The organism is Paenibacillus polymyxa M1, assembly GCF_000237325.1.
GTDB lineage: Bacteria > Bacillota > Bacilli > Paenibacillales > Paenibacillaceae > Paenibacillus > Paenibacillus polymyxa_C.
This window is the reverse complement of sequence record NC_017542.1, coordinates 4,307,233-4,330,253: the sequence shown is the minus strand read 5'-3', so window position 1 is coordinate 4,330,253 and position 23,021 is coordinate 4,307,233. Positions and strand designations below refer to the sequence as shown.

The 23,021-nt window shown below is 46.4% G+C and carries 17 protein-coding genes; 10 read left to right on the top strand and 7 right to left on the bottom strand.

The window, feature by feature from the left end:
• Positions 1-97 precede the first annotated feature (97 nt).
• Positions 98-1,390: an MFS transporter gene (locus tag PPM_RS19500; protein WP_013372529.1), complete on the bottom strand. Its 1,293-nt coding sequence runs from the start codon at positions 1,388-1,390 to the stop codon at positions 98-100.
• Between the two features lie 279 nt (positions 1,391-1,669).
• Between PPM_RS19500 and PPM_RS19495 the strand changes: the two genes are divergently transcribed.
• The 3 genes from PPM_RS19495 to PPM_RS19485 are packed head-to-tail and all read left to right on the top strand — an operon-like array spanning position 1,670 to position 3,974.
• A complete protein-coding gene (locus PPM_RS19495) occupies positions 1,670-2,521 on the top strand; it encodes an amino acid ABC transporter substrate-binding protein (RefSeq protein ID WP_013372528.1) in 852 nt (283 codons plus the stop codon).
• A gap of 17 nt (positions 2,522-2,538) precedes the next feature.
• Positions 2,539-3,207 carry an amino acid ABC transporter permease gene (locus tag PPM_RS19490; protein WP_013372527.1) on the top strand — a complete coding sequence of 223 codons (669 nt, stop codon included), beginning with the start codon at positions 2,539-2,541 and terminating at the stop codon, positions 3,205-3,207.
• Positions 3,208-3,221: 14 nt separating this feature from the next.
• Positions 3,222-3,974, top strand: a complete 753-nt coding sequence (locus PPM_RS19485) for an amino acid ABC transporter ATP-binding protein (protein ID WP_013372526.1) — start codon at positions 3,222-3,224, stop codon at positions 3,972-3,974.
• Positions 3,975-4,060: 86 nt separating this feature from the next.
• Here PPM_RS19485 and PPM_RS19480 read toward each other — a convergent pair whose 3' ends face one another.
• The 3 genes from PPM_RS19480 to PPM_RS19470 all read right to left on the bottom strand — a co-directional run bounded on the left by PPM_RS19480 (position 4,061) and on the right by PPM_RS19470 (position 8,219).
• Complete coding sequence (locus PPM_RS19480) at positions 4,061-5,218, bottom strand: MFS transporter (protein ID WP_013372525.1); 1,158 nt, start codon at positions 5,216-5,218, stop codon at positions 4,061-4,063.
• A 260-nt stretch (positions 5,219-5,478) separates the two neighbouring features.
• The gene (locus PPM_RS19475) at positions 5,479-6,762 is read right to left on the bottom strand and encodes an AAA family ATPase (RefSeq protein ID WP_013372524.1); all 1,284 of its coding nucleotides are present in this window, start codon (positions 6,760-6,762) and stop codon (positions 5,479-5,481) included.
• Entirely contained in the window at positions 6,762-8,219 is a 1,458-nt protein-coding gene (locus PPM_RS19470; RefSeq protein WP_043886033.1) for an RtcB family protein, read from the bottom strand. The genes PPM_RS19475 and PPM_RS19470 overlap by 1 nt, the downstream gene beginning before the upstream one ends.
• 542 nt (positions 8,220-8,761) lie before the next feature.
• On the opposite strand from PPM_RS19470, the gene PPM_RS19465 reads away from it, so the two are divergent.
• From PPM_RS19465 to PPM_RS19445, 5 genes are all read left to right on the top strand, one after another.
• Positions 8,762-9,091, top strand: a complete 330-nt coding sequence (locus PPM_RS19465) for an ArsR/SmtB family transcription factor (RefSeq protein WP_007431533.1) — start codon at positions 8,762-8,764, stop codon at positions 9,089-9,091.
• Positions 9,092-9,119: 28 nt separating this feature from the next.
• Positions 9,120-10,901: a SulP family inorganic anion transporter gene (locus PPM_RS19460; protein ID WP_013372522.1), complete on the top strand. Its 1,782-nt coding sequence runs from the start codon at positions 9,120-9,122 to the stop codon at positions 10,899-10,901.
• 535 nt (positions 10,902-11,436) lie between these two features.
• A complete protein-coding gene (locus PPM_RS19455; RefSeq protein WP_043886032.1) occupies positions 11,437-13,044 on the top strand; it encodes a S8 family serine peptidase in 1,608 nt (535 codons plus the stop codon).
• Between the two features lie 539 nt (positions 13,045-13,583).
• Positions 13,584-19,088 (top strand): S8 family serine peptidase, encoded by a 5,505-nt coding sequence (locus PPM_RS19450; RefSeq protein WP_016324635.1) that lies wholly within the window; start codon positions 13,584-13,586, stop codon positions 19,086-19,088.
• A gap of 181 nt (positions 19,089-19,269) precedes the next feature.
• A complete protein-coding gene (locus tag PPM_RS19445; RefSeq protein WP_013372517.1) occupies positions 19,270-19,620 on the top strand; it encodes a hypothetical protein in 351 nt (116 codons plus the stop codon).
• Between the two features lie 8 nt (positions 19,621-19,628).
• Here the strand turns inward: PPM_RS19445 and PPM_RS19440 are convergent, their stop codons facing one another.
• Positions 19,629-20,216, bottom strand: a complete 588-nt coding sequence (locus PPM_RS19440) for a hypothetical protein (RefSeq protein ID WP_013372516.1) — start codon at positions 20,214-20,216, stop codon at positions 19,629-19,631.
• 221 nt (positions 20,217-20,437) lie between these two features.
• Between PPM_RS19440 and PPM_RS19435 the strand changes: the two genes are divergently transcribed.
• The gene (locus PPM_RS19435) at positions 20,438-20,809 is read left to right on the top strand and encodes a DUF4190 domain-containing protein (RefSeq protein ID WP_013372515.1); all 372 of its coding nucleotides are present in this window, start codon (positions 20,438-20,440) and stop codon (positions 20,807-20,809) included.
• A 93-nt stretch (positions 20,810-20,902) separates the two neighbouring features.
• Entirely contained in the window at positions 20,903-21,205 is a 303-nt protein-coding gene (locus PPM_RS19430; RefSeq protein WP_013372514.1) for a hypothetical protein, read from the top strand.
• A 73-nt stretch (positions 21,206-21,278) separates the two neighbouring features.
• On the opposite strand, the gene PPM_RS28775 is transcribed toward PPM_RS19430, so the two are convergent.
• Positions 21,279-21,431 (bottom strand): DUF1540 domain-containing protein, encoded by a 153-nt coding sequence (locus PPM_RS28775; protein ID WP_017426780.1) that lies wholly within the window; start codon positions 21,429-21,431, stop codon positions 21,279-21,281.
• 298 nt (positions 21,432-21,729) lie between these two features.
• On the bottom strand, positions 21,730-22,917 hold the full coding sequence (gene fabV, locus PPM_RS19425) for an enoyl-ACP reductase FabV (RefSeq protein ID WP_013372512.1): 1,188 nt from the start codon (positions 22,915-22,917) through the stop codon (positions 21,730-21,732).
• Positions 22,918-23,021 lie beyond the last annotated feature (104 nt).

The window sequence follows — 23,021 nt, the reverse complement described above, 5'->3', positions numbered from 1 at the left end:
TATGGGACGCGAGTCAAAATGGAAAAAAGCTGCTTCCGCAAGGTTCACAAATGAACCTGTGGGAGCAGCTTTTTTTGAGAAAAGGTTACATATTCCCCTATTGAAACCGTCTGATATGAGGAACAATTAGCACGCCCAGCACGATACACATGCCGATGGTTGCAAACATACCAATGGTGAGGATGCCACCAAGCTTATCCGCCACGGCACCTACGGCCAGATAGCCGACAGGAAGCAGTGCAAAGGAAAACATCAAATCCAGACTGGCTACACGTCCAAAGGATTCAGCGGGGACTAATTCCTGCAGGCTTGTCTCCCAGATAATTGCAAAAATCATAATGCCAAATCCTTCGAGCATCATGCTCATAATCAATCCTGGCATCCAGGTGACTATAGACAACAGCAGTAAGGCGAGACCGCTGACAAAAGCTCCTAAGTAAGCGAGCAGACCGCGGTGTTTCCAATGCTTGCGTGATCCATACACAAAGGCTCCCAGCATGGCACCAATGCCACTACTTGCCATTGCAATGCCGTATACGACTGGATTATAGCCATGATGAACCTTGAACAGCCACGGGATGAGCACAGCGATAATACCTGAATAACAGATATTAATGAAAGAAAAGGCGAGAATCGTAATCCATAGCCAAGGATGACTTCTGAGAATAGCAAAGCCTGCTATAAAATCCTTGAGAAAATGTTGTCCACCCTGATCTTCCTGTTCTGAATCGGCCTGACGTTTACCGATGATGGAGGCCAAATGAGCACTTAGCATCCAAAAACAGGCAAAGGATACCAGATAAGCGATAGAATCCAGTCCAAAGCCGACACCCGGGGAGGAAAAGGATACAATAAAGCCTCCTAGCGGAGGACCGAGTAGACGAACGGCTTGTATACTGATTTGACTTAGTGCATTGGCAGCATTGCGGATGTCCGGTGTGAACACTTGTGCACGTAAGGCCGAATAAGCCGGATTAAAGATACCATCCATCAATCCGTACAACGCAAGGCCAACGAATAGGAACGGCAACTTCATCCCGTCCGTAAACATCAACACCGATGCAACGAGCATCAGACCAAAGCGGGCGACATTCGTGAACAGAAGGAGGCGAATTCGGTCAATTCTGTCCACAATCATTCCTGCGAAAGGAAGAATAAGTACGTTTGGCAGCATATAAACCGTCATCGCCAATCCCATGATGGTGGTCGAGCCTGTCAGAGAATAGATAACCAGTGGCAAAATGACTGTCGTAACAGAACTTCCTAACATAGCGATCCAATGTCCAAGCCACAAGAGGGTGAACGCTTTGGATTGCTTTAAAGGTGAAGTAAAGGTAGCCCAGGCTGAGTGCCTTCCTTCAGGGGATAAAGTTGTATTATGGGTATCCATGATCACACTCCGGTAAATATTTCTAATCTGTATTTTAAAACCTATTATACGAAATCTCTTATGTAATGGTACACAAAAAGTTGCTGCGAGGGGAGTGAAAATGAATAGCCTGCCTATGATTGAGTCAACCTAGAATAGCCTTAGATGATAAAAAAATATAACTTACCTTTTGGATAGGGATTATTGGATAAAAGCATTGACGCGCGAAAATGAATGATGTACTATTCAATGACTAGCCTGCGCTAGGTGATCAAGAAAAAGGGAAAGAGTGTGGATAACATGAGAAAATTTAGTTTTTTGCCGATTGTATTCATCGTGATGGCATTGCTGGTTTCGGCTTGCGGCAACAATGATAAAGGCGCGGGCACGAATAATGCATCTACTGGAGAAAACGGTTCTAATAATGGAAAAGCAGATACAACGGCTGCAGCTACTCTTGAATCTGTCAAAGCCAGTGGCAAGCTGAGAATCGGTACGGAAGGTACCTATGCTCCGTTTACTTACCATGATGCTGCTGGCAAACTGACAGGCTTTGACGTCGATATTGCAACTGAAGTAAGTAAGCGCCTGGGTGTGCAACCGGAATTTATCGAGACGCAATGGGACGGAATATTTGCAGGCTTGAACTCCAAGCGGTTTGACGCAGTATTCAATGAAGTGTCTATTACAGATGAGCGCAAGCAAAAATATGATTTCTCCGATCCGTACATTGTCTCTAAGGCAGTTCTGATCGTGAGTGAAGATAATACGGACATCCAGAAATTTTCGGATCTAAAAGGTAAAAAGGCAGGGCAATCCCTGACTAGCAACCTGACTCAAATCGCAAAAAGCAACGGTGCGGAAATTGTAGCAACCGAAGGATTCAACCAAGCTATTGATCTCCTCACTTCCAAACGGGTAGATGCGACCGTCAACGACGGATTGTCTTATCTGGATCTGAAAAAGCAAAAGCCTGATGCTCCGATCAAAAAGGTGGACGAATCTGCGGATGCTTCACACAGTGCAGCTGTATTTAATAAAGGCAGCGAAGATTTGATCAAGGCAGTCAACAAAGCGTTGGCTGATATGAAGGCTGACGGTACGTATCTGAAAATTTCTGAAAAATATTTTGGAGCCGATGTGTCCAAATAATAAAGGATGTCTGTACAATGGATGATCGCCAAATACAAATTATTATGGATTCATTATTACCTCTGCTAAAAGCAGGGGTTTCTTTTACGATTCCGCTCACCCTGATCTCATTTGCTCTGGGACTCCTACTGGCGCTGATCACTGCACTCGCCCGGTTGTCCAAATGGAGAATACTCAAGCTGATTTTCGGCTTTTATGTATGGGTGATTCGAGGAACTCCTTTGCTGGTGCAATTGTATATTATTTTCTATGGTTTACCTTCGGTGGGTATTACACTGGACCCATTTATTGCTTCAGTGATCGGCTTTACGCTCAGCGTGGGGGCCTATAGCTCTGAAATTATGCGTGCGGCTATTATTTCCATTCAGGAGGGTCAATGGGAGGCAGGATACTCCTTGGGGATGACACGCTGGCAAGTGTTGCGGCGGATCGTGCTCCCCCAAGCTTCCCGTGTGTCGGTGCCTCCGCTTGCCAATTCATTCATCAGCTTGGTAAAGGATACCTCACTGGCTGCCACTATCACCTATGTGGAAATGTTCAGAACGGCTAATCAGATTGTAGCTACCACATACGAACCGTTATTAGTGTATACCGAGGCTGGGGTTATTTACCTGCTGTTTAGTACGATATTGACTGTGCTGCAAAATTATTTGGAAAAGCGTCTGAGTCGTTTTTCCGTTAGATAAAGGAGATTGTACCGGTGATCCAAATTCGTAATATACACAAGTCGTTCGGCTCGCTGGAAGTGCTTAAGGGGATTGACGTGACGTTGGATAAGGGGAAAGTGCTTGTAATTATCGGTCCTTCCGGTTCTGGTAAAACAACGCTTTTACGCTGCTTGAATTTGCTGGAGGTTCCCGGCCAGGGAGAAATTCAGGTAGGTGATATTGCACTGAGTTTTGCGAAAGGAACGAAGCTTCGACAAGAAAACATTTTGGCACTGCGTAAGCGGACAGGGATGGTATTTCAATCCTACAACCTTTTCCCCCATATGACCGCTGTGCAAAATGTGATGGAGGGGCAAGTCACGGTTCAGAAAAAAAGCAAGGACGAAGCGCGCAAACATGCATTGGAGCTGCTTAAGAAGGTGGGATTGGCTGATAAAGCGGAATCCTATCCACATCAATTGTCGGGAGGACAGCAGCAACGGGTCGGTATTGCCCGGGCAATGGCGGTCGAACCTGAGGTGCTTTTGTTTGACGAGCCGACCTCTGCTCTTGATCCCGAGTTGGTAGGTGAGGTGCTCAAGGTCATGAAGCAGTTGGCTGCCGAAGGGATGACGATGGTTATTGTCACCCATGAAATGAAGTTCGCGGCAGAGGTTGCTGACCATGTAATCTTAATGGATCAGGGCGTAATCATTGAGCAGGGTACGCCATATCAGGTGCTGGAGCAGCCAACCAGCCCACGGGCCATCCAGTTTTTGAACCGACTGAGTGGGGAAACGGAATAAACTGAACAGACAGGCAGCTACAGCTGGGCATTTGAAAAATAAAGCCTCGCACCCGTAGCTGCCTTTTGCTCATCAGTTGTCCTCTTTTATTTCATTTTTAATGTAATCAAGAAGGTAATCAAAAGAATGCAACAGCCTGTTAAAAATGGAGCGAACATATTCGCATCAAATAAAAATCCCGCTAGAGTAGGACCTAAAATATTCCCAACACTCATATAGGCATTATTCATACCAGCTACATATCCTTGCTCATTTCCTGCCATCTTCGACAATTGTGTATTAAGAGCTGGACGAAGCGTAGCTGTAGCAAAGAAAATAAGGGAAGTCACAAGAAAGATACTCCAAAAATCTTTGGCGAAGAGAAATAAAATATAAGCAGCAGAGGTGAAGAGAAGCGAGCCTTTGATCAACCTTTTTTCACCAAACTGATGGATCATTTTAGCAACAACTAATGCCTGCATACCGACGCCGATCACAGCACCTGCAGTTAGAAGGATTGAAATATTTTGCGGTGAAAATTGGAAGCGATTCGTTACATATAAACCAAGAACGGATTCAAAATTAGCAAGTCCAAAAGTCATCACCAGGACAATGACAAAGAACATCGCATATTTTGATTTCAATGACCTTGCATACTGTTTGAAAATAGACTCTCTTTGATGATTAATTCTTGCTCGTGCTGCCTTCATTTGTTCTTTCGATAAACTTTCAGGTAAACAAACGATTGAAAAAATAACTGCAATCATAGCTGCACCTGTTGCTGTATACAGTGGCACTCTCGTTCCATATCCTGCAAGAAGGCCTCCAAGTCCTGGACCAATGACAAATCCAAATGACATCGCTGCCGCTAGTAGACTATTTCCTTTGCCACGTTCTTCGGTTGTTGTAATATCAGCTACATATGCCATCATGGGTGGAATAATCAGGGCTGCTGCAACTCCTTCCAGAAGTCTTGAGGTATACAGCATCCACAGGTCATCTCCAATAGCAAAGATCAATTTAGCTACAGCAAAAACAATAACACCTACGACGATAAAAACTTTTCTTCCGTATCGATCAGACAGCTGCCCGGTCATGGGCGAGAGCAGGAATTGCGTTATGCCATAGGCTGCCACCAATAAACCGATGGCCCGCCCACTGGCACCAAATTCAATGATCAGTTCCGGCAGAATAGGGGTGATCAAACCCACGCCGACCATCACAATGAATATATTGATCATGAGAATTGCGAGTATTCTTTTCATACAAAAAAACCTCCTTATCCATTGGTTTCTGGATAGGAGGCAGACATACGAACAAGAAGATACACTGCTCCCGTCAAAGAAGCAATGCTCTTATCGTTAATACCCAAAAGCCTACACTAATCCTATCCAGAAAATTCGTAAGATTACGTATTTTTCTTTGGAAATAGGATTAGTAGATCATTGGCTTAAGGTCACCCTTTCGGTACTTTATTGTTTATCAATGTAACATAAATTTCATAATGAGGCAATAAAAGGATGAATCAGAAGAAGCCGACTCGTCCTTCGGATACATTTTTTAACCAGTCCTGCTTGCGGCTTTTATCAAGCTCGCCTCGCATGCCTTTAATAATCAGCTCAATATCGGCTTTTCCTTGCTCATGCCATTCTAGAGCCGTACTGACATACAGTTCTCCGAGCTGAGCCAGGGAGAAGCCATCTGTCATCGCTGCGGCCTTCTGTGTACCTGTCTCACCTGCAAAAACAAGGAAGTTACGCAGCTTGAGATACGCGAGTCGCAGCGCTTCGTCAGGCAAACTGATTTCATAAGCCCGGTCGAAGCGGCCCGCCCGGTTCATCAGACCTGGGTCGATTTTTTCTGGATAATTGGTCGTTCCGATCAGGAAGATGCCCTCCTTGGATGTAGCGCCGTCGAGCGTATTCAGGAAAAAGGAACGCACCTCCTGAGGCATGGAATCGATGTCTTCAATGACCAGCACCATCGGCGCCAGGCGAGTAGCTGCCTCGAACACCTCTTTGACCGATTCACTGGTTGTATATTCTGTAATTTGCCAGTAAGCGGCCGGACCTGGCACGCTATTGGCAATAGATTTCACTAGGGTTGTTTTACCGTTGCCTGGATGGCCGTATAGCAGAATCCCACGCTTGTAAGGAATGTTATAAGTCTGATAGAAGGTGCGATCTGCTTCAAAAAATTGATCAAGTGATCGGAAGATATCCCGCTTGATTTCCGCTTTCAAAATCACGTCATCCCGCGTAATTGCGCGGGTTATCGGTTCTGCTTGCCGGGAGAGTCCACGGCTTGTATCGGTAAAGACGGTGACACGCTTCATATTTTGCTTGCGTTCACGACCGCGTACTCCTGCGAGGAAGCTTTGCAGCTCCTGGTCGCCTATGGCAAACACATAATCTTCATTATATACGCCATTATCACGGAAAAAGGGAACTCGTGCCAGTGCAATCCCCCATTTGGGATAGGCAAATACATTGTTACGCATCGACAGATGCACACCGTATTCAGGAGTTGGCCCGTCATCGTCATACTGGATGGTGCGTTCCTCCAAACGATCGAACACCCGTGCCACATGCTCCAGCTCAGGGCTGCCTGAACGAATATCCTCCTCCAGCAAATCCCAATACTCAATATTGGGATCATCACTGGCGTACAGCTCGTATTTTACGCCATAGCGGTTATAGAGTGCTTCACTAATACCATCGATCAGACGGGCATAAGCAGCATAACCGGTAATGCGTCCATCTGTACGTTCGTCAAATTCATAAATAGCTGGGGTGTCTATACTCAACATTATTTTGCTCCTTTCAGGGCGGCCAGCGGTCTACATTTGGCTACAACGGCTGCAAGTCCTGCCCCGGTAACACTTTCAATAATATCATCTACATTTTTGTAGGCTTGTGGAGATTCGTCGATAATACTTTCCAGAGATGCCTGGTTGACCACAATTTCGTCGTCTCTCCCTACACCCAGAGCGCCTGCAAAATCGTCCACACTCACGAGCCGTTTGGTTGCAGATCGCGAGCGAATACGGCCCGCTCCATGACAGATGGAGTGAAAGTTATCCTGACCGCCTGGTAAACCTACCATAATATAAGAGGCAGTCCCCATAGAACCGGGGATCAGGGCCGGATGCCCAGTCGACTGATAAGGTCGCGGATTGTCGGGGTGTCCTGCTGGAAGAGCGCGCGTCGCACCTTTACGATGTACAAACACGCTACCGTGATCTGAATGGGATTCCTCCCAAGCATAATTGTGCATCAGATCGTACAGAGTACGCAACTCGCACTTTGTACCAAAGACATCGCGGAAGGCTTCTCGCACGGAGTATGCAATCAGATGTCGGTTCACCACAGCATAATTCAGCGCTGAGTACATCATATCCACATAATGTGCTGCCTCGGGATGATTAAGCGGTGCGAATACCAGTCTCGGATCGGAGGTGCCGAGACCGAGACGGCTCATCGCTTTTGCAATGGCAGATGAACTGGTCTGACTGACTGCTCCCCCCCAAGCACGTGATCCGGAATGAATCATCACAGCCACCTGACCGTCGAACATCCCCCAAGCTTCAGCGACTTCTCTATTTTCTTCTGCAATTTCAATCGCCTGAATTTCGACAAAATGATTGCCTCCACCCAACGTGCCAAGCTGCCGATGAGCCCGGTGCCAAGTACGGTCTTCGACGAGATTCAGCACTTCCTCGTCAAAGGAGAACTTACTGTGCTCTACATGGGTCAGTGAGGTGGATTTCTTAGGAGTGTAGCTATCCGGGATATATTTATTAGGTAAGCCATGCAGGCCTTTGCGTACAATATGCTCCAGCCGTATATCCGAATAATGTCCGCGTTGGTGAGCTTCCATCGGCAAGTATTTGTCGATCGTCTTAACCAGCTTGCGGCGCAGCTTGATTTCCTTCAAGGCATCCTTGTGCAGATTGGTCAGGTGTACGCGCATGCCACAGCCGATATCGCTACCGACGATGGAGGGAGATACATAGCCGTCTTCCATTCCCCATACCGCAGTTGTACCGATGCAGGTTCCGACGCCTACATGTACATCCGGTGTGTATCCCATATAGCGGATACCTGGAATTTGTAAATTGTTATTAGCCATCTCGAACACTTTGTAATCCAGTGAGGAAAAGAGTTGCTGCGAAGCGTACACGGTCAGATCCCCTGCCGGAAGCTTCATCAGGTGGCTGTATGGTCCTTCATGAAAAGATGAATTGGTCGTAGGTTGTATATTCATAATAAATGGGTAGTTCCCTTCTTCATGTAAATTCATAACATCGTATAAAAAGATTTGAAAAAAACAAAAAAGCCGCAGACTTGTCGTCTACGGCTTCCTGCACCGAAAGTGTCATTACATTTTATGATCAGTACATCATAAAAACATAAATAACCTGTTCTTTCAATAGCATACAAAATAAAAAAAGCCTGGCATATCACGCCGTCAGACAGCGTGATACCCCCATCATGTTGCCCGAACGGGGCCGATGAGACGAAATTTCGAATATGTGATTGTATCATGCTGACTGATTGTCATTATCGTGTAAAGCTTGGTCATGTCTGTCGGCCCCCTTTTCTTAAAGTTAATTGTTATGTTAATGGAAACCTGTGGAAGCTGTCAACCCTGAAAGATAAAAGTGTGGAAAAATGTGACTATACGCATGGTGAAGTGTGAGTAACATCATAGTTCAATTGACCCAAAGCTGTTATTGTACTGAATATTCAAATATTCAGATATTGTTGATCGTTATGAAACAATTCTGTGAGGGGGACGGCGCAGGAATGGAAGGAGATCTCCAGAAGTTTAAGGCTGACTTTTTCAAAGCATTGGCTCACCCTCTGCGCATCCGCATTTTGGAGGTGCTGAGTGAAGGGGAACGGAATGTGAACGAGCTGCAGACTGCGCTTGGTTCCGAAGGTTCTGCCGTATCGCAGCAATTGGCTGTTTTACGGGCTAAAAATTTGGTGAACAGCTTCAAGGAAGGCACAACGGTCGTGTATTCACTACGTGATCCGCTCTTAACGGAGCTGCTAGCGGTGGCGCGGCGAATTTTTGACAATCATTTAGTCGAAGCGATCTCGTTGCTGGAAGGCATACGTAACGAGAAGTAATGCTACTACAGAAAAGAAGGGTTACAGGATGAAGTGGAGAGGAAGGTTTGAAGGCTATAACGCAGGGGCTTTACGAAAGGATTTAATTTCTGGAAGCATTGTGGCGATTGTGGCTATCCCGCTCGGTATGGCGTTTGCCATTGCATCGGGGGTAAAGCCGGAATATGGTCTGTACACAACCATCATAGCGGGAATTTTGATTTCACTACTGGGTGGGTCCAAATTTCAGATCGGAGGACCTACAGGTGCGTTTATTCCGATTTTGCTGGCTATAGTCATGCAGTACGGCTATGAGAATTTACTTATAGCTGGTTTTATGGCAGGCATTATGCTCATTTTAATGGGTGTTCTAAGGCTGGGGGCGTTGATCAAATTTATTCCCAAGCCCGTAACCATTGGCTTTACAGCCGGGATTGCCGTGACGATCTTCAGTGGTCAGATTGCTAACTTTCTCGGCTTGCGCGGGGTAGAGCGACATGAAACTTTTCTGCCTTCGATGGCAGAGATCATCCATCGGCTTCCTTCACTCAATGTGTACAGCATCCTGACAGCTTGTATCTGTCTTGCTGGACTTATTGTGGTGCCTAAAAAATGGCCCAAGATACCTGGCTCACTGGTCGGCCTACTCTTGTCAACGCTGGTGGCAGCTTTGTTTTTTCCAGGGCAGGTGGCTACGATTGGCTCTGCTTATGGCGCAATTCCGGCATCTTTGCCTGAGCTGCATATTCCTGCAATGACGTGGGAATTAATCGTGAAGCTCTTGCCGCCAGCACTTGTTATAGCGATGCTGGGGGCTATTGAATCACTGCTTTCAGCGGTGGTAGCTGACGGGATGACGGGAGACCGCCATAACAGCAATCGCGAACTGGTTGGACAAGGGATTGCCAATTTGCTGACACCACTATTCGGCGGTATTCCTGCGACAGGTGCCATTGCCCGTACGGCCACCAATATCCGCAACAACGCGGTTTCTCCTATGTCAGGTATTGTGCATGGGGTCGTTGTACTCCTCATTCTGATGCTTTTTGCACCTTATGCATCTAATATTCCGTTAGCTAGTATGGCACCGGTGTTGATGGTAGTGGCCTGGAATATGAGTGAGCGCAAGCATTTTGCGCACATCCTCAAAACACGGACAGCAGATTCTATTGTGCTGGTCGTCACCTTTTTGCTGACGGTTTTTACGACGCTGACAACGGCTGTGGAGGTCGGCCTGATTCTGGCAGTTGTATTGTTTGTCAAACGTATGAGCAATACACTTTCAGTAGATAAGGTGCTTCCTGATCCTTCTGTAAAGCATGAAAAGGTAGGCGCACATATGGTCACAGAGCAGCATGATTGCCCGCAGGTGGCTATTTATAATGTGGAAGGCCCCCTATTTTTCGGTGCAGCTTCAGCGTTGGAAAACTCAGGTGTAGGGGGACAGACTGGTCTCCAGCAAGGGATTTTGTTGTTGCGTATGGGAAAGGTCCCTTTTATGGATATGACGGGAGAAGCTAACTTTACTGCATTAATACAAAAATACCGAAAGTCTGGTGGAACAGTGCTTGTGTCCGGACTCCAGCCTCAACCGCTGGAATTACTGCATAAAACCGGATGCTACGACATGATCGGACAAAATCATTTTTTTGAACATACAGGAGAGGCCTTAACAGCAGCTCTTGCAATGGTAAATCAGGATCGGTGCAGTGGGTGCAGACAAATGGCTTTTCGAGAATGTACGAGCCTGTGTCGTAGAACCCAGGAAACCAAATCTTCCTTTCCAGAAGGAGCCGTTTCGGTTCCCATACCTGTAAATAGCGGCAGATAGCGCTTTTCTACTTTTGCTGCTGAATGCCGAAAAACCTCTTCTATGATCCGAAACAAAATGCACGAAGAAGACCCGCATTTGTTTTGAAAATGGAAGAGGTTTTTCAATTTTTCAAGAAAAAAAGGAATAAAATTCAAAAAAATGCTTGAATATCTGATTTTATGACACTATACTAGATTCAAAAGATACCATATGTTTCATTCTTTTGTTTTAAATTGTATTTTAATATATATATGTTATATCAACCTCCTCGATCACTTCTAGTATCTTACCCTACCTTTTTCTTCATTTTTTTCACTTACTTTCTTCCAGACTTGTCCACAGTTCTTAATTGAATGTCGTTCCTTGCGGTCTGCACCAAAGGTTATTCACCTTAGAATATGACCTATGGATTTCACCCCAAAATCTATTTTTTTAAAGGAGGTGAGTACCAGAGGCTATTTGTGAGCTTTTGACGCTGCTATCGGAAGGTTGTCTTTGAGAATCAAAAAAACCAAGTAAATGGAGATGAAAAGTATTAATTAAGTCAAAAAATATCAAAAAGACGCTGTCGGTCGGTTTTACCGCTATTCTTGCTTTTTCTCTGATTTCTCCGGTGTATGGAGATTCCAGCACAACCTCCTCAGCAGGAGCATCGACGATTTCCGCCAAGGTTTCAGCCAAGCTGAACCAGCAATTCAGCACCAGCGAGTATGTCACCTATCTGGTTAAATTAAAAGATCAGGTAGATACAGAATCTGTTGCTAAACACGCATTTCAGAAGGCTTCCGCCGAGCAGATTTCCCCCGCTGCTGCTAAGCTTTCTGTACGTAAAACGGTTGTCAACTCTTTGATGGATACCGCAGAAAAAACTCAACAATCTGTGGAAGAATACTTAAAGAAGGAAGTCAATAACGGAAACGTAAAAAAATACAAGAGTTACTTTATCGTGAATGCATTTGCGGTAACCAGTACCAAAGAGGTCATGGATAATCTCGCAACCCTACCTGAGATCGACAAAATTTTACCAGATGAAAAGCGGGAGCTGCAAAAGGTAGAAATAGATAAGGATGCCCAGCCGGTAGGGGAGCAATCAACAGCAGACCAAGCAGTTGCAGATCAAACTGCTGTCGACCCGGCTGTGACGGAAGAGAATGCACAAAAATCGGTGCAAGAATCCGTATATAAAGATGCGGTAACGCCAAGTCGTGTCGAGTGGAATATTTCTAAAATCAAAGCACCGCAGGTTTGGGCCAAAGGTATTGACGGCAAAGGCATTGTCGTTGCCAATCTAGATACAGGTGTTGAATATACTCATCCAGCACTGAAAAGAAAATGGCGGGGGCTGAATGCTTCTGGTCAAGTCGTGAATCCTGAGCTGAGCTGGTATGATGCGGTTAATGGAGCATCGCTGCCCACAGATTCCAATGGACATGGTACACATACGATGGGGACAAGCGTTGGCTCAGACAGCAACGGTACGAATGAAATCGGTGTTGCTCCGGGGGCCAAGTGGATTGCCGTTCGAGTATTCAATCCAGATACCACAGACTCCATCTTGCTGGACGGAGGGCAGTGGATTCTTGCGCCTGTAGATAAAAACGGCAAAAAACACCCTGAGCTTGCACCGGATGTGGTGAATAATTCTTGGGGTGGTGGACCTGGTCTGGACGAATGGTATCGCCCAGTGACCAAGGCGTGGAGAGCGGCTCAAATCTTCCCTGAGTTCTCCGCAGGCAACACAACACTATCGAACCCGGGCGGACCTGGGTCTGTGGCTAATCCGGCAAATCTGCCTGAAGCCTACGCCACGGGAGCCACCGATATCAATAACAAGCTGGCCAGCTTCTCGTTGCGTGGTCCTTCTCCTTATGGCGAAGTGAAGCCAGAAATCTCGGCTCCTGGCGTGAACATCCGTTCTTCTGTACCGGGCGGGGTTTATGAGGGTGGATGGAACGGTACCTCTATGGCAGGCCCGCATACTGCTGGATTAGCGGCATTGCTGCTTCAGGCTAAACCCTCTTTGACCGTGGATCAATTAGAGGATGTTATTTCGAAAACAGCGACACCGCTGACAGACAGTCAGTATCGGACCTCACCCAACAATGGTTATGGATATGGTCTGATTGATGCGCTTGCTGCGGTGAACTCCGTACTTAACTAAGAATATCAGACAGGTTTAAAAAAAGATCCCCGAAAATCCCTTTGGGTGGCTCGTACAAGGATGCATGCACCTGCTAACCGTGTGTTGCACTCATGACGTAGCCGCTAAAAAGGGGTTTTCGTACATAAATGAACATAAAAGTCATAGAATTTCAAGAAAAATGCAAAAAAATGACTTGTATATCTGTTTTGGTAACTTTATACTATCCATAATATATGATTTTATATCAATTTTTAATATAAAATGTAATGATATAACATGTAATGGTATATCATGTTTTTTTCTTCGAAATGCTCCTGCTTTTTCTCCTAGGTATCTACTGGATTTCATCGCTTTTCTATTGGATTATAAACTCACCTATGAAGTACTGCCATCTATGAACAGCCCAATACTTTTATATCTTTCTATAATCTATGAAGGAGGTGGTCGCCAACACATCGTATTGCGCAAGCCGCGTGTTTGATGTGCAAGGCATGAGGTCTGACTCTGTACAGGTTATTTCGGAATCATTAAACCTAGTAAAAGGAGTGGAGAAGTAATTGATTAAACCTAGACGTTTCAAGAAATCGTTATCTATTGGACTCTCTTTGCTTATGGCCTTTTCATTTGTTCAACCCGCTTTAGCGAAAAACACACCGGATGGCTCCAAGCTGGAGCTGAAATCAGCCTCACACAAGGTCACAACCGCGAAGGTGTCCCCGAAACTGACCAAACAGTTTGAGGAGAACAACTATGTTACTTATTTGGTCAAATTAAAAGAACAGGTAGATACCAACAAGGTTTCCAAAAATGCTCTCCAAAAGGCTTCACTTGAGAAAATAACACCTTCCGCTGCCAAAATGGCTGTGCGCAGCCATGTGATCAGCTCTTTGCGTGAAACGGCTTCCAGAACTCAATATGGGCTTGAAAGTTATTTGGATAAGGAATCAGGGAGCGGCGGAGTAAAAGAATATAAAAGCTATTTTATTGTCAATGCTTTGGCTGTCACGAGCACCAAGGAGGTGCTGGACCATATTTCGAAGCTGCCCGAGGTCGATAAAATTTTGCCGAATGAAACACGTTATCTGCAAAAGGTAACGGTTGATAAGCAGCCAGAGGACACAGGTAACAAAGCGGCAGGAACAGCAACGGCAGCAACAGCAAAGTCTGACACAGCACAGAAGGCTGTAGAACCGGAAAAGGACGATAGCAAAACATCGGCATTGCCCGGCAATACAGGCAAGAACGCTGTGGATCCATCTACGGTGGAATGGAATATATCCCATATTAACGCACCACAAGTGTGGGAAAAAGGAATTGACGGAACCGGAATCGTGGTCGCCAATCTCGATACAGGCGTAGACTACACGCATCCGGCCCTGCATCGCAAATGGCGTGGTCTGGATGCGGCAGGCAATGTCGTAAATCCAGAACTGAGCTGGTATGATCCGCATAGTCATGCGGCGCTTCCGGTCGATCAGGAAGACGATTCCCATGGTACGCATACGATGGGCACGATGGTCGGATCCGAGGAAAATGGAACGAACCGAGTGGGCGTTGCCCCTGGTGCAAAGTGGATTGCGGTTCGGATTTTTAATCCAGAAACGACGGATGCAATTATACTGGACGGCGGTCAATGGCTGCTTGCGCCAAAAGATGCCCAAGGTAATCTTCATCCCGAACTTGCTCCAGATGTAGTGAACAACTCGTGGGGAGGCGGACCGGGTCTTGATGAATGGTTCCGGCCTGTAGTTCAGGCATGGCGGGATGCTCAAATCTTTCCCGAATTCTCCGCAGGGAACACCTCTCTCTCCAATCCGGGCGGACCTGGATCGGTAGCCAATCCGGCCAACTATCCGGAATCCTTTGCCACTGGGGCAACCGATATCAATGATAAACTGGGAAGCTTTTCATTGCTGGGACCCTCACCTTACGGTGAGATCAAGCCCGAAGTTTCCGCGCCGGGTGTAAATATTCGTTCAACCGTGGCTGGTGGCGGTTATAAAGGTGGCTATAACGGTACTTCCATGGCCGGTCCTCATGTTGCGGGTCTGGCTGCTCTGCTGCTGCAAGCGAATCATTCTCTTACCGTGGACCAGCTGGAGGAAATTTTGGAAAACACGGCTACCCCTCGGACAGACAGCACATATCCTACTTCGCCAAACAATGGATATGGACATGGTGTCATTAATGCACTCGATGCAGTCGGATCTGTCATGCAGGGTCTGGGCTCTGTATCCGGTAAAGTCGTAACAGGTGGCGACGATCTGGAAGCGCCTGTTCTTGAGCATACACCGCCTGCAGCTGCATTTGAGGGTCTTGATATACCTTTGACGGCTCATGTTACGGATGATGTTGGCGTAACAGCCGTTGAGGCATTTGCCAAAACAGCGGGTTCGTCAAACTATGTATACATTCCGTTGGAGCGGACCTCCGGAGACAGCAAAGACGGTACTTATCAAGCGTCCATTCCGACCTTTTTGGTGGATAGCGCAGGTTTGGAATACTATATCCGTGTAAATGATTTCGGCAATAATGGTTTTGAAACGGAAGTATATAAGGTGAATGTCTCCAAAGGTGTTAAACCAGGCTACACACAAGACTTTGAAAAAGACATCGCCGGTATTAATATCGGTGGTCAGGGTAGTGTTTGGAAATGGGGAACCCCGACAAGCGGCCCTAAAAGCGCACATTCGGGTACAAAGGTCATCGCGACCAATCTCGAAGGCCAATACCAGACCAACACCAACAGTTATTTTATGGCTCCTCCTATTGATCTGACCGAGAGTTCCAAGGGGGCACTGGTCAGCTTCAAGCATTGGTACGATCTTGAAAACAATTCTGATTTCGGCAAAGTGTATGTAGCGACCACCAACAATCAGAATGCGTTTGAGCAGGTATTATCGTTTACTGGAACCAGCAATGGCTGGAAAACACAATATCTTGATTTGCGAGCATTTGCGGGTCAAAAGGTATACCTCCTGTTCAACTTTACTAGTGACAATACGATCGTGAAAGATGGCTGGTATATTGACGATCTGTCCATTCAGGAACCAGACGCCGTTGCACCTGCTGCCCCTGGCCATTTGACTGCTGAAGCAGATAATGTGGGCAATGTTACACTCGCCTGGGGTGCTTCCTCTGATGAAGATGTGAAGCAGTACAAGGTGTATCGTTCAACCCAGTCCGGCAAAAATTATACTTCCATCGGTACAACTTCTGGGCTGACCTACACGGATACGATCACCGTCGGTGGTGCGACTTATCATTATGCAGTGGCAGCCGAGGATTATAGCGGTAACGAAGGTGTCAAGTCGAACGAGGCTTCACTAAGAGTGGATGTGCCGGATACGCTGTATAGCGATCATTTTGATGGCAGCTCAGACAATGGTTGGACTCATTCCGGGACCAAGGATGAATGGGAACGCGGCATTCCTAAAGAAGTAGGACCGGGGAGCGCAGTGTCCAAGCCGAATGTGTGGGCCACCGATCTCGATAGCAACTATGAGAACGGTGCTGATTTTTCACTGGTTTCTCCAAAAATTAATTTGAATGGTATACGCAACGCAACACTGACCTTCAACCACTGGTTTGAAATTGAGGGCGGCTATGATTACGGATATGTAGAAGTGTCCAAAAACAATGGCGAAACGTGGAGTGAGCTGGGTAAGTTCTCACATAATACAAGTGGTAAAAACTGGGCACCTGTTTATTACAATCTGGATAGCTATACCGGCAATGAGATTCAAGTTCGTTTCCGCTTGAAATCGGATAACAGTGTGAATAAAAATGGCTGGTACATTGACGATTTTCGTGTGCTGGGTGTTCCAGCTTCGACAGTGACCAAGGATATCGTACCTGAGTCCAATATCAAGCTGGAAAAAGCGGAAGAACAATTCCCGCTGTATAAAATTACAAGTACTGAAAAGAGTGAATTCCAGGAAAAAGTGAAGCCGGCAGATGCATCCGTGGAGCGTGGACGTGTCGGTCTTGACAGTCTTCCAGCCAGTGCTACCGTTACGGTACTGGAAACCGGACGTTCGGTGAAAACAGACCCAACCACGGGCAAATACAGCTTCACTCATGTAGCAGGTGACTATACGCTGAAGGCCGAAGCCTACGGTTACGTGCCTCAGACGAAAGCAGTCACGATTGAAAATAACAAAGTCATCAGAGCAAACTTTAGTCTCCAGGCTGTCCCTCACGGTACGATTCACGGAGTTATTACCGACAAGCAATCCGGTGAACCGATCCAAAAAGCGAAAGTATTGGTGCTGGAAGATGCACGTATTGCTCCTGTAGAGACGAATGAGGCTGGAGAATTTACGTTGGACGTGCTGGAAGGAACATACACATTGTCCATTGCAGCCGAAAATTATTACAGTGACAGTGTTTCCGTGACTGCTCCTCCAAACGGCAGTGTTGAAGCGAATGTCACGTTGAAGCCTTTCATCGGTTTCCAAGGAGGCATTGCCTATGATGACGGTACAGGAGAAAATGCCAGAGCCTTTAACGCGGCAGGCAATTCATGGGCAGTGAGAATGACACCTGAGTCGGAAGTGGCACAAGTGACAGGAGCATCCCTTTTGTTCTGGAACTCTGCTTTCCCGAATCCGGGGGGAACGGCATTCCAATATTCTATCTATGACGCCTCCGGTGCAGCAGGAGCACCTGGACGACTAGTGGCTGGTCCATTCGACGGGACTGCTGTCCGGGATGAGACACAATGGACGACGGTGCAGCTTCCAGAGCCGGTGACGGTTCAAGGTGATTTCTACATCGTATATACACAGTCTGCGGTAGGCACACAGTCACCAGGTCTGGCTACAGATGAAAACAGCCCAAATGCGCTCCGCAGTTGGCAAGGTGTAAGCGGCACATGGAGCCAATCACCTGAAGAGGAAGGGAACTACATGATCCGGGCTATCGTCAGATATCCGGTGAATGCTCCAACGATTACGACTCCTACGAAGGCTACGTATACGCAGGAGGAAACGATTACCGTAACAGGAACTTCTCCGGCAGAAGGAGCTGATATTCAGCTCTTTAACGGTAAGGAGCTGACTGGCACAACGAAAGTGAAGGATCGTCAATTCAGTTTGTCGGTCGATCTTCAGCCAGGTGCTAATCCGCTAAGTGTTCAAGCGGCGGTATACGGCAAAGTAACAGATCGTTCCGAGCCGGTGGTTGTAACGCTCGATCAGACTAAACCGGGTCTGATCCTGACTTCACCTGATGAAGGAGCTCGTACAAATGCGGGTGTGGTCAGTGTAACCGGTACGGTGTATGACGAGTTCCTCACCGAATTGACGATTAACGGCGAGCCCGCTGAATTCGGAAGTGACGGTAGCTTTAATAAACGGCTGCTTATCAATGAAGGTGAAAATCAAATTACGGTAACGGCCAAAGATCTTGCCGAAAACGAAACGACTGTTACACGCTCGGTGTATGTCGATACAGCGCTGCCGAAGCTTGAAAATATTAGCCCTGCTGAGGATGTACGTATTACTCCAGGACAGCCGGTACGAGTAGCTTTTGACAGTGCATCCGGTTTGGAGGCATCCTTCCATGTGGAGCTGCCCTTTAACCTGTCCACTTTGGCCCGTAATGAAATTCCATTAAATGAAACTTCGTCAGGCCACTATGAAGGTACTTATCTCACTTCATCTTCTCTGAACCTGGAAGGCGGAGTCATCGTGATCCGGGTAAGGGATGCAGCGGGGAATGAAGTGGAGACGGAGGCGCCGGGGAGGTTGTATGTAACCCATGGTGGAGGAGAGGGCCCAGGTCCGAATCCACCTACATCGAATGAAAAGCCGGTAGCTATTATCCAGGCGAATGACGCAGCCAAGAAGAACAAAAATGTACAATTTAACGCCAAAGCTTCCCGCGATACAGATGGTGAGATCGTCAGCTACAGTTGGAATTTTGGTGATGGCGATACGGCAGTTGGTTCCAAGGTGAAGCATAAATTCACCACAGCCGGAACGTATACCGTGGAGCTAACAGTAACGGATAATGACGGCGCAACGGGTAAGGCAGTGCATACCATCACAATCCGTTAACAGCAAGTAAGAGGATGGGAGTTTTTTTAAAATACAATAAAGGTCTACAGCAAGCCACTGTTAATAGAGGCTGCTGTGGGCCTTTTTAAATTTGTCCAACAGTTCAGGAAGCGATACAATGAATGGTACTCTATGAAGTGAATTGTTTCACAATAATATTTTTTTAGCAGGAGAGGATCATATGATTCATTTGGAAAAAGAAAGCGGACGTATCCGTCTTGTGCTGGATGCCTATTTTATGGGGGAAGATATCGTTTTGCTCATATCAGGCGGTGATCAGCCTCACTTGGGGACGATTACTGCGGGGGCTAGGCTTGAGCCGATTCAAACCGTGCAATTGCAAAACCACAAGGAATTTTATATTACTGAAGAAATTGCAGTTCGCTTGCGTAAAGAGTTTGCGGGTAACTTCGCCATTTGCTGCGGGACGCATTTGGATCATGCAACCAAGGACGAAATCCGAGTGCTGACAGACATGGCTATACAAATGGGAAAAGAGCTCATTGAAGAACTTAAGCAAGTGCGCTTGTAGCGACCTTTTTAAGTGAACTCCCGAAAGAGTAGATTGCGATAGGGATATTTACTAAAGGGATACTTAAAAAGCAGTGCAAATCCACCATCCTCAATGTCTACAGATTTTAGCGCCGAGGATGGAATTAAACTACGGATCATTACATGAACTGCACGCTGGTCTTGCCTGTTGATCGCTTTGGCTAGGGCAGAAGCAAAGCATTCATTGCGTGCCAATTCGCGATACAGCGGAAAAACGGTTTTGGCAAGGGCGCGATGAACCTTTGGCTCAAATGTGAACTGCACCGTCCCGGGTGGAATCGTCGTACCGTTCGTGTAATAGAGCATCGGTGGCTGAGCTAAAAAGGAAACAAAGTAGCCGATCCCATTCGTACCTAAGCCTTGTTTGGCGGCAAATGGCGCTACCGAGCAGAGAAGGGATTTCATCCGATCCAAATTACCCTGAACGACAGCTCGTGACCATTGGACGGCAAAAGCACGTTGGGTTGCAATAGCTTTGTAAAATGGCAGCATGACGGCGGATATTTTCCGAAGTGTCTCTGCATGTAAACGTTGGTGAGACGAGCCCTTTCTGCGGGCTGTTCCACGATATAACATAGCTCCGTCCTCCTTGGCAGGATGCTCTCTTGGAGCGTAATTTATCTGTAATAGGTACAGTACTGTATGCCCGGTTATCTCAAAAAGTGCTAAGATGCTACGCTTCTTCTTTTCAACGTTCTAATTTAAAAAATTGAAATAAGTACTGTCCTGATTTGTAAGATTGTGGTACCCTAGAACTTATATATTGCTATTATAATTATTGGAGTTGAATTAAACAGATGAGTGACTTGTACAAGGAGCCTCGATCTTCCGATCCTTTTCAGGAGCCGAACGATTATAACGCTCCATTTAACCAGCCCCCAGTAGTTCCACCTACAAACAGTAAAGCTGTTGCCTCGATGGTGCTCGGGATTTTATCTGTTGTCATTCCCTATCTTGGGTTGATTATCGGAATTGTGGGTATTATTTTGTCCAGTCTTTCCCTGAAGGAAATTAACCGTCATGGCGAGCAAGGCAGAGGTATGGCCATTGCTGGACTGGTATGTAGTATTATCGGCACACTGATTTATGCACTGATTATTATTTTCTTGGTTATTGTTTTTGTTGTGGCGGCCTCCAGTGGCGATCCAGATATTTTTTCAGACATTTAATGAATTAAAGAATGTTTGAGTCAGACAAACCATTCACGATTTGCCTATTGGATGCTATGATACAGGGAGTCCAATCAAGGAGAGTGAAGCAGTATGGCACGTACTCAAACACAAAAGGCGTTAAGCAAGGCGAAACGCGCCGGGATCTATTGCGCGGCACAGAGTCGTAAAACGAATGATCATTATGGCGAGATTTCACAGCACACGCGACTGAAGCCAACCAAGCAGGAACAATTACAAAAGGTCAAGCACAAGAAGCGACTCGTTCAGGGTGACGCTTCTTTTTTTGTCTTAAGCGAAGTCGAAAAACTTCGAGGAAGTGAATGTATAGGAGCGGATAGCATTTTCTATAACATAGGCCAAAAAGAACTTGATAATAATTATCATTCTTGTTAGAATCATAAGAAAGAAGGAACCCTGGCAGGGGCTCCTTCATGATAAAGCTATGGTTTGGCTTGAAAACTAAGGTCTATTTTGCTTCAAAGGTTTTGCAGTCTGTTTCTTCGGACGTGTGAGTGTTTGCAGGCTTGTTGCTTACGATATAAATAGAGCTTGCGCTGCATTTATTATCCTGAGCCCAGTACGTGCATGAGTTGACTTCGCACAGAACGTCTTTTGCCATATTGTTCACCTCCTTACAGGGATGTGATGGGCTGAGCAAAAATAATCACGGTCAGTCAAGGTAGGACTTGTCCAACTGTGCTTACCCTCTTGGTAAGAAGAGGGATTTTGCTATGCCTACTTGTACAATATCAAATGAATTTTAAAATTGCAATGTTTACACATTTTGCTGTTCAAAATAGACACAAGTGTTCCTTTTTAGTTAGAAAACAAAAAGCTGTCCTTGTGCAGAAGAGAATGTTCTTCTGCCAGAGACAGCTTTTTTATATTTTTCTAACAGAATGGCAGCACTAAAAGACTTAGCGTGCGTTAGGAATATTTACGATCGGATCAATATCAGCATCATAGTTCACACCCTCGAACTCAAAGCCGAACAGCTGGAAAAATTCGCGACGATATCCTTCAAGATCGGACAATTCATAGATATTATGGGTTGTCAGTGCCTCCCATATTTTCGCGACTTCTGCCTGCACATCCTCGCGCAGTTCCCAATCATCAATGCGAATACGACCTTCTTCATCTACAGCAGTTTCTGGTGCGTACAAACGCTCGGCAAACAGGCGGTAGCTCTGTTCTATGCACCCTTCGTGCAGCCCTTTCTCCTTCATCACCTTATATAAAGCGGAAATATACAGAGGAACGACAGGGATGGCCGAACTGGATTGGGTAACGAGTCCTTTGGTGACTGCGACGAAGGCGCGTCCACCCGTGGTTTTCATCTGGTCGTTCAGCTGACGAGCTGTCGCCTCCAGATGATCTTTTGCACTTCCGATACTGCCTTCTCTGTAGATGGCTTGGGTAATATCTGAACCGATATACGAAAAAGAGAAGGTAGTGGCGTTATCAGCGAGCACGCCGCCTGCACGCAAGGTGTCAATCCACAATTTCCAATCCTCACCGCCCATAACCTCTACAGTCCCCTGTACTTCTTCTTCTGTTGCCGGTTCGAGCGTCACGCTGCTGACTTCACCGGTGTGAAAGTTAACGGTCTTATTCGTGTAAGGCTCACCAATAGGTTTGAGCACGGAATTAGACGTTTCGCCTGTGCGGGGATTAGTACGGCGACCTGAAGCCACACTGTAAACCACCAGATCGACTTGTCCCAGTTCTTCGCGAATGGCTTCCACCGTTTTGGCTTTGACCTCATCCGAGAAGGCATCTCCTGTCACGCTTAAAGATTTAAGCCCAGCATCCTGAGCTGCTTTTTCAAATGCAGCAGAATTATACCAGCCTGCTGATGCTGTGCGTGTAGCCGTAGCATTGCTAGGACGATACACGCCAATTGTATTGGCACGCGCACCGAAAGCGGCCGTAATTCGAGAAGCCAACCCATATCCGGCCGATGCCCCGATCACAAGCACATTACGAGGTCCCTGGATAGCAGGACGGGCTTGTACATAGTCAATTTGCTCCTGAACATGTTGGGCACAGCCCACCGGATGAGCAGTGGTGCAGATAAAGCCACGTGTTCTTGGTTTGATAATCATGTTATTGTAGTTCCTCTCTTCTTGTAGCAATCTTCACCCTTACTATTTTAACTTTTAACAATTTTTTTTCAAACGTGGATTTCAGTAAGTATCCTTTTTACCCA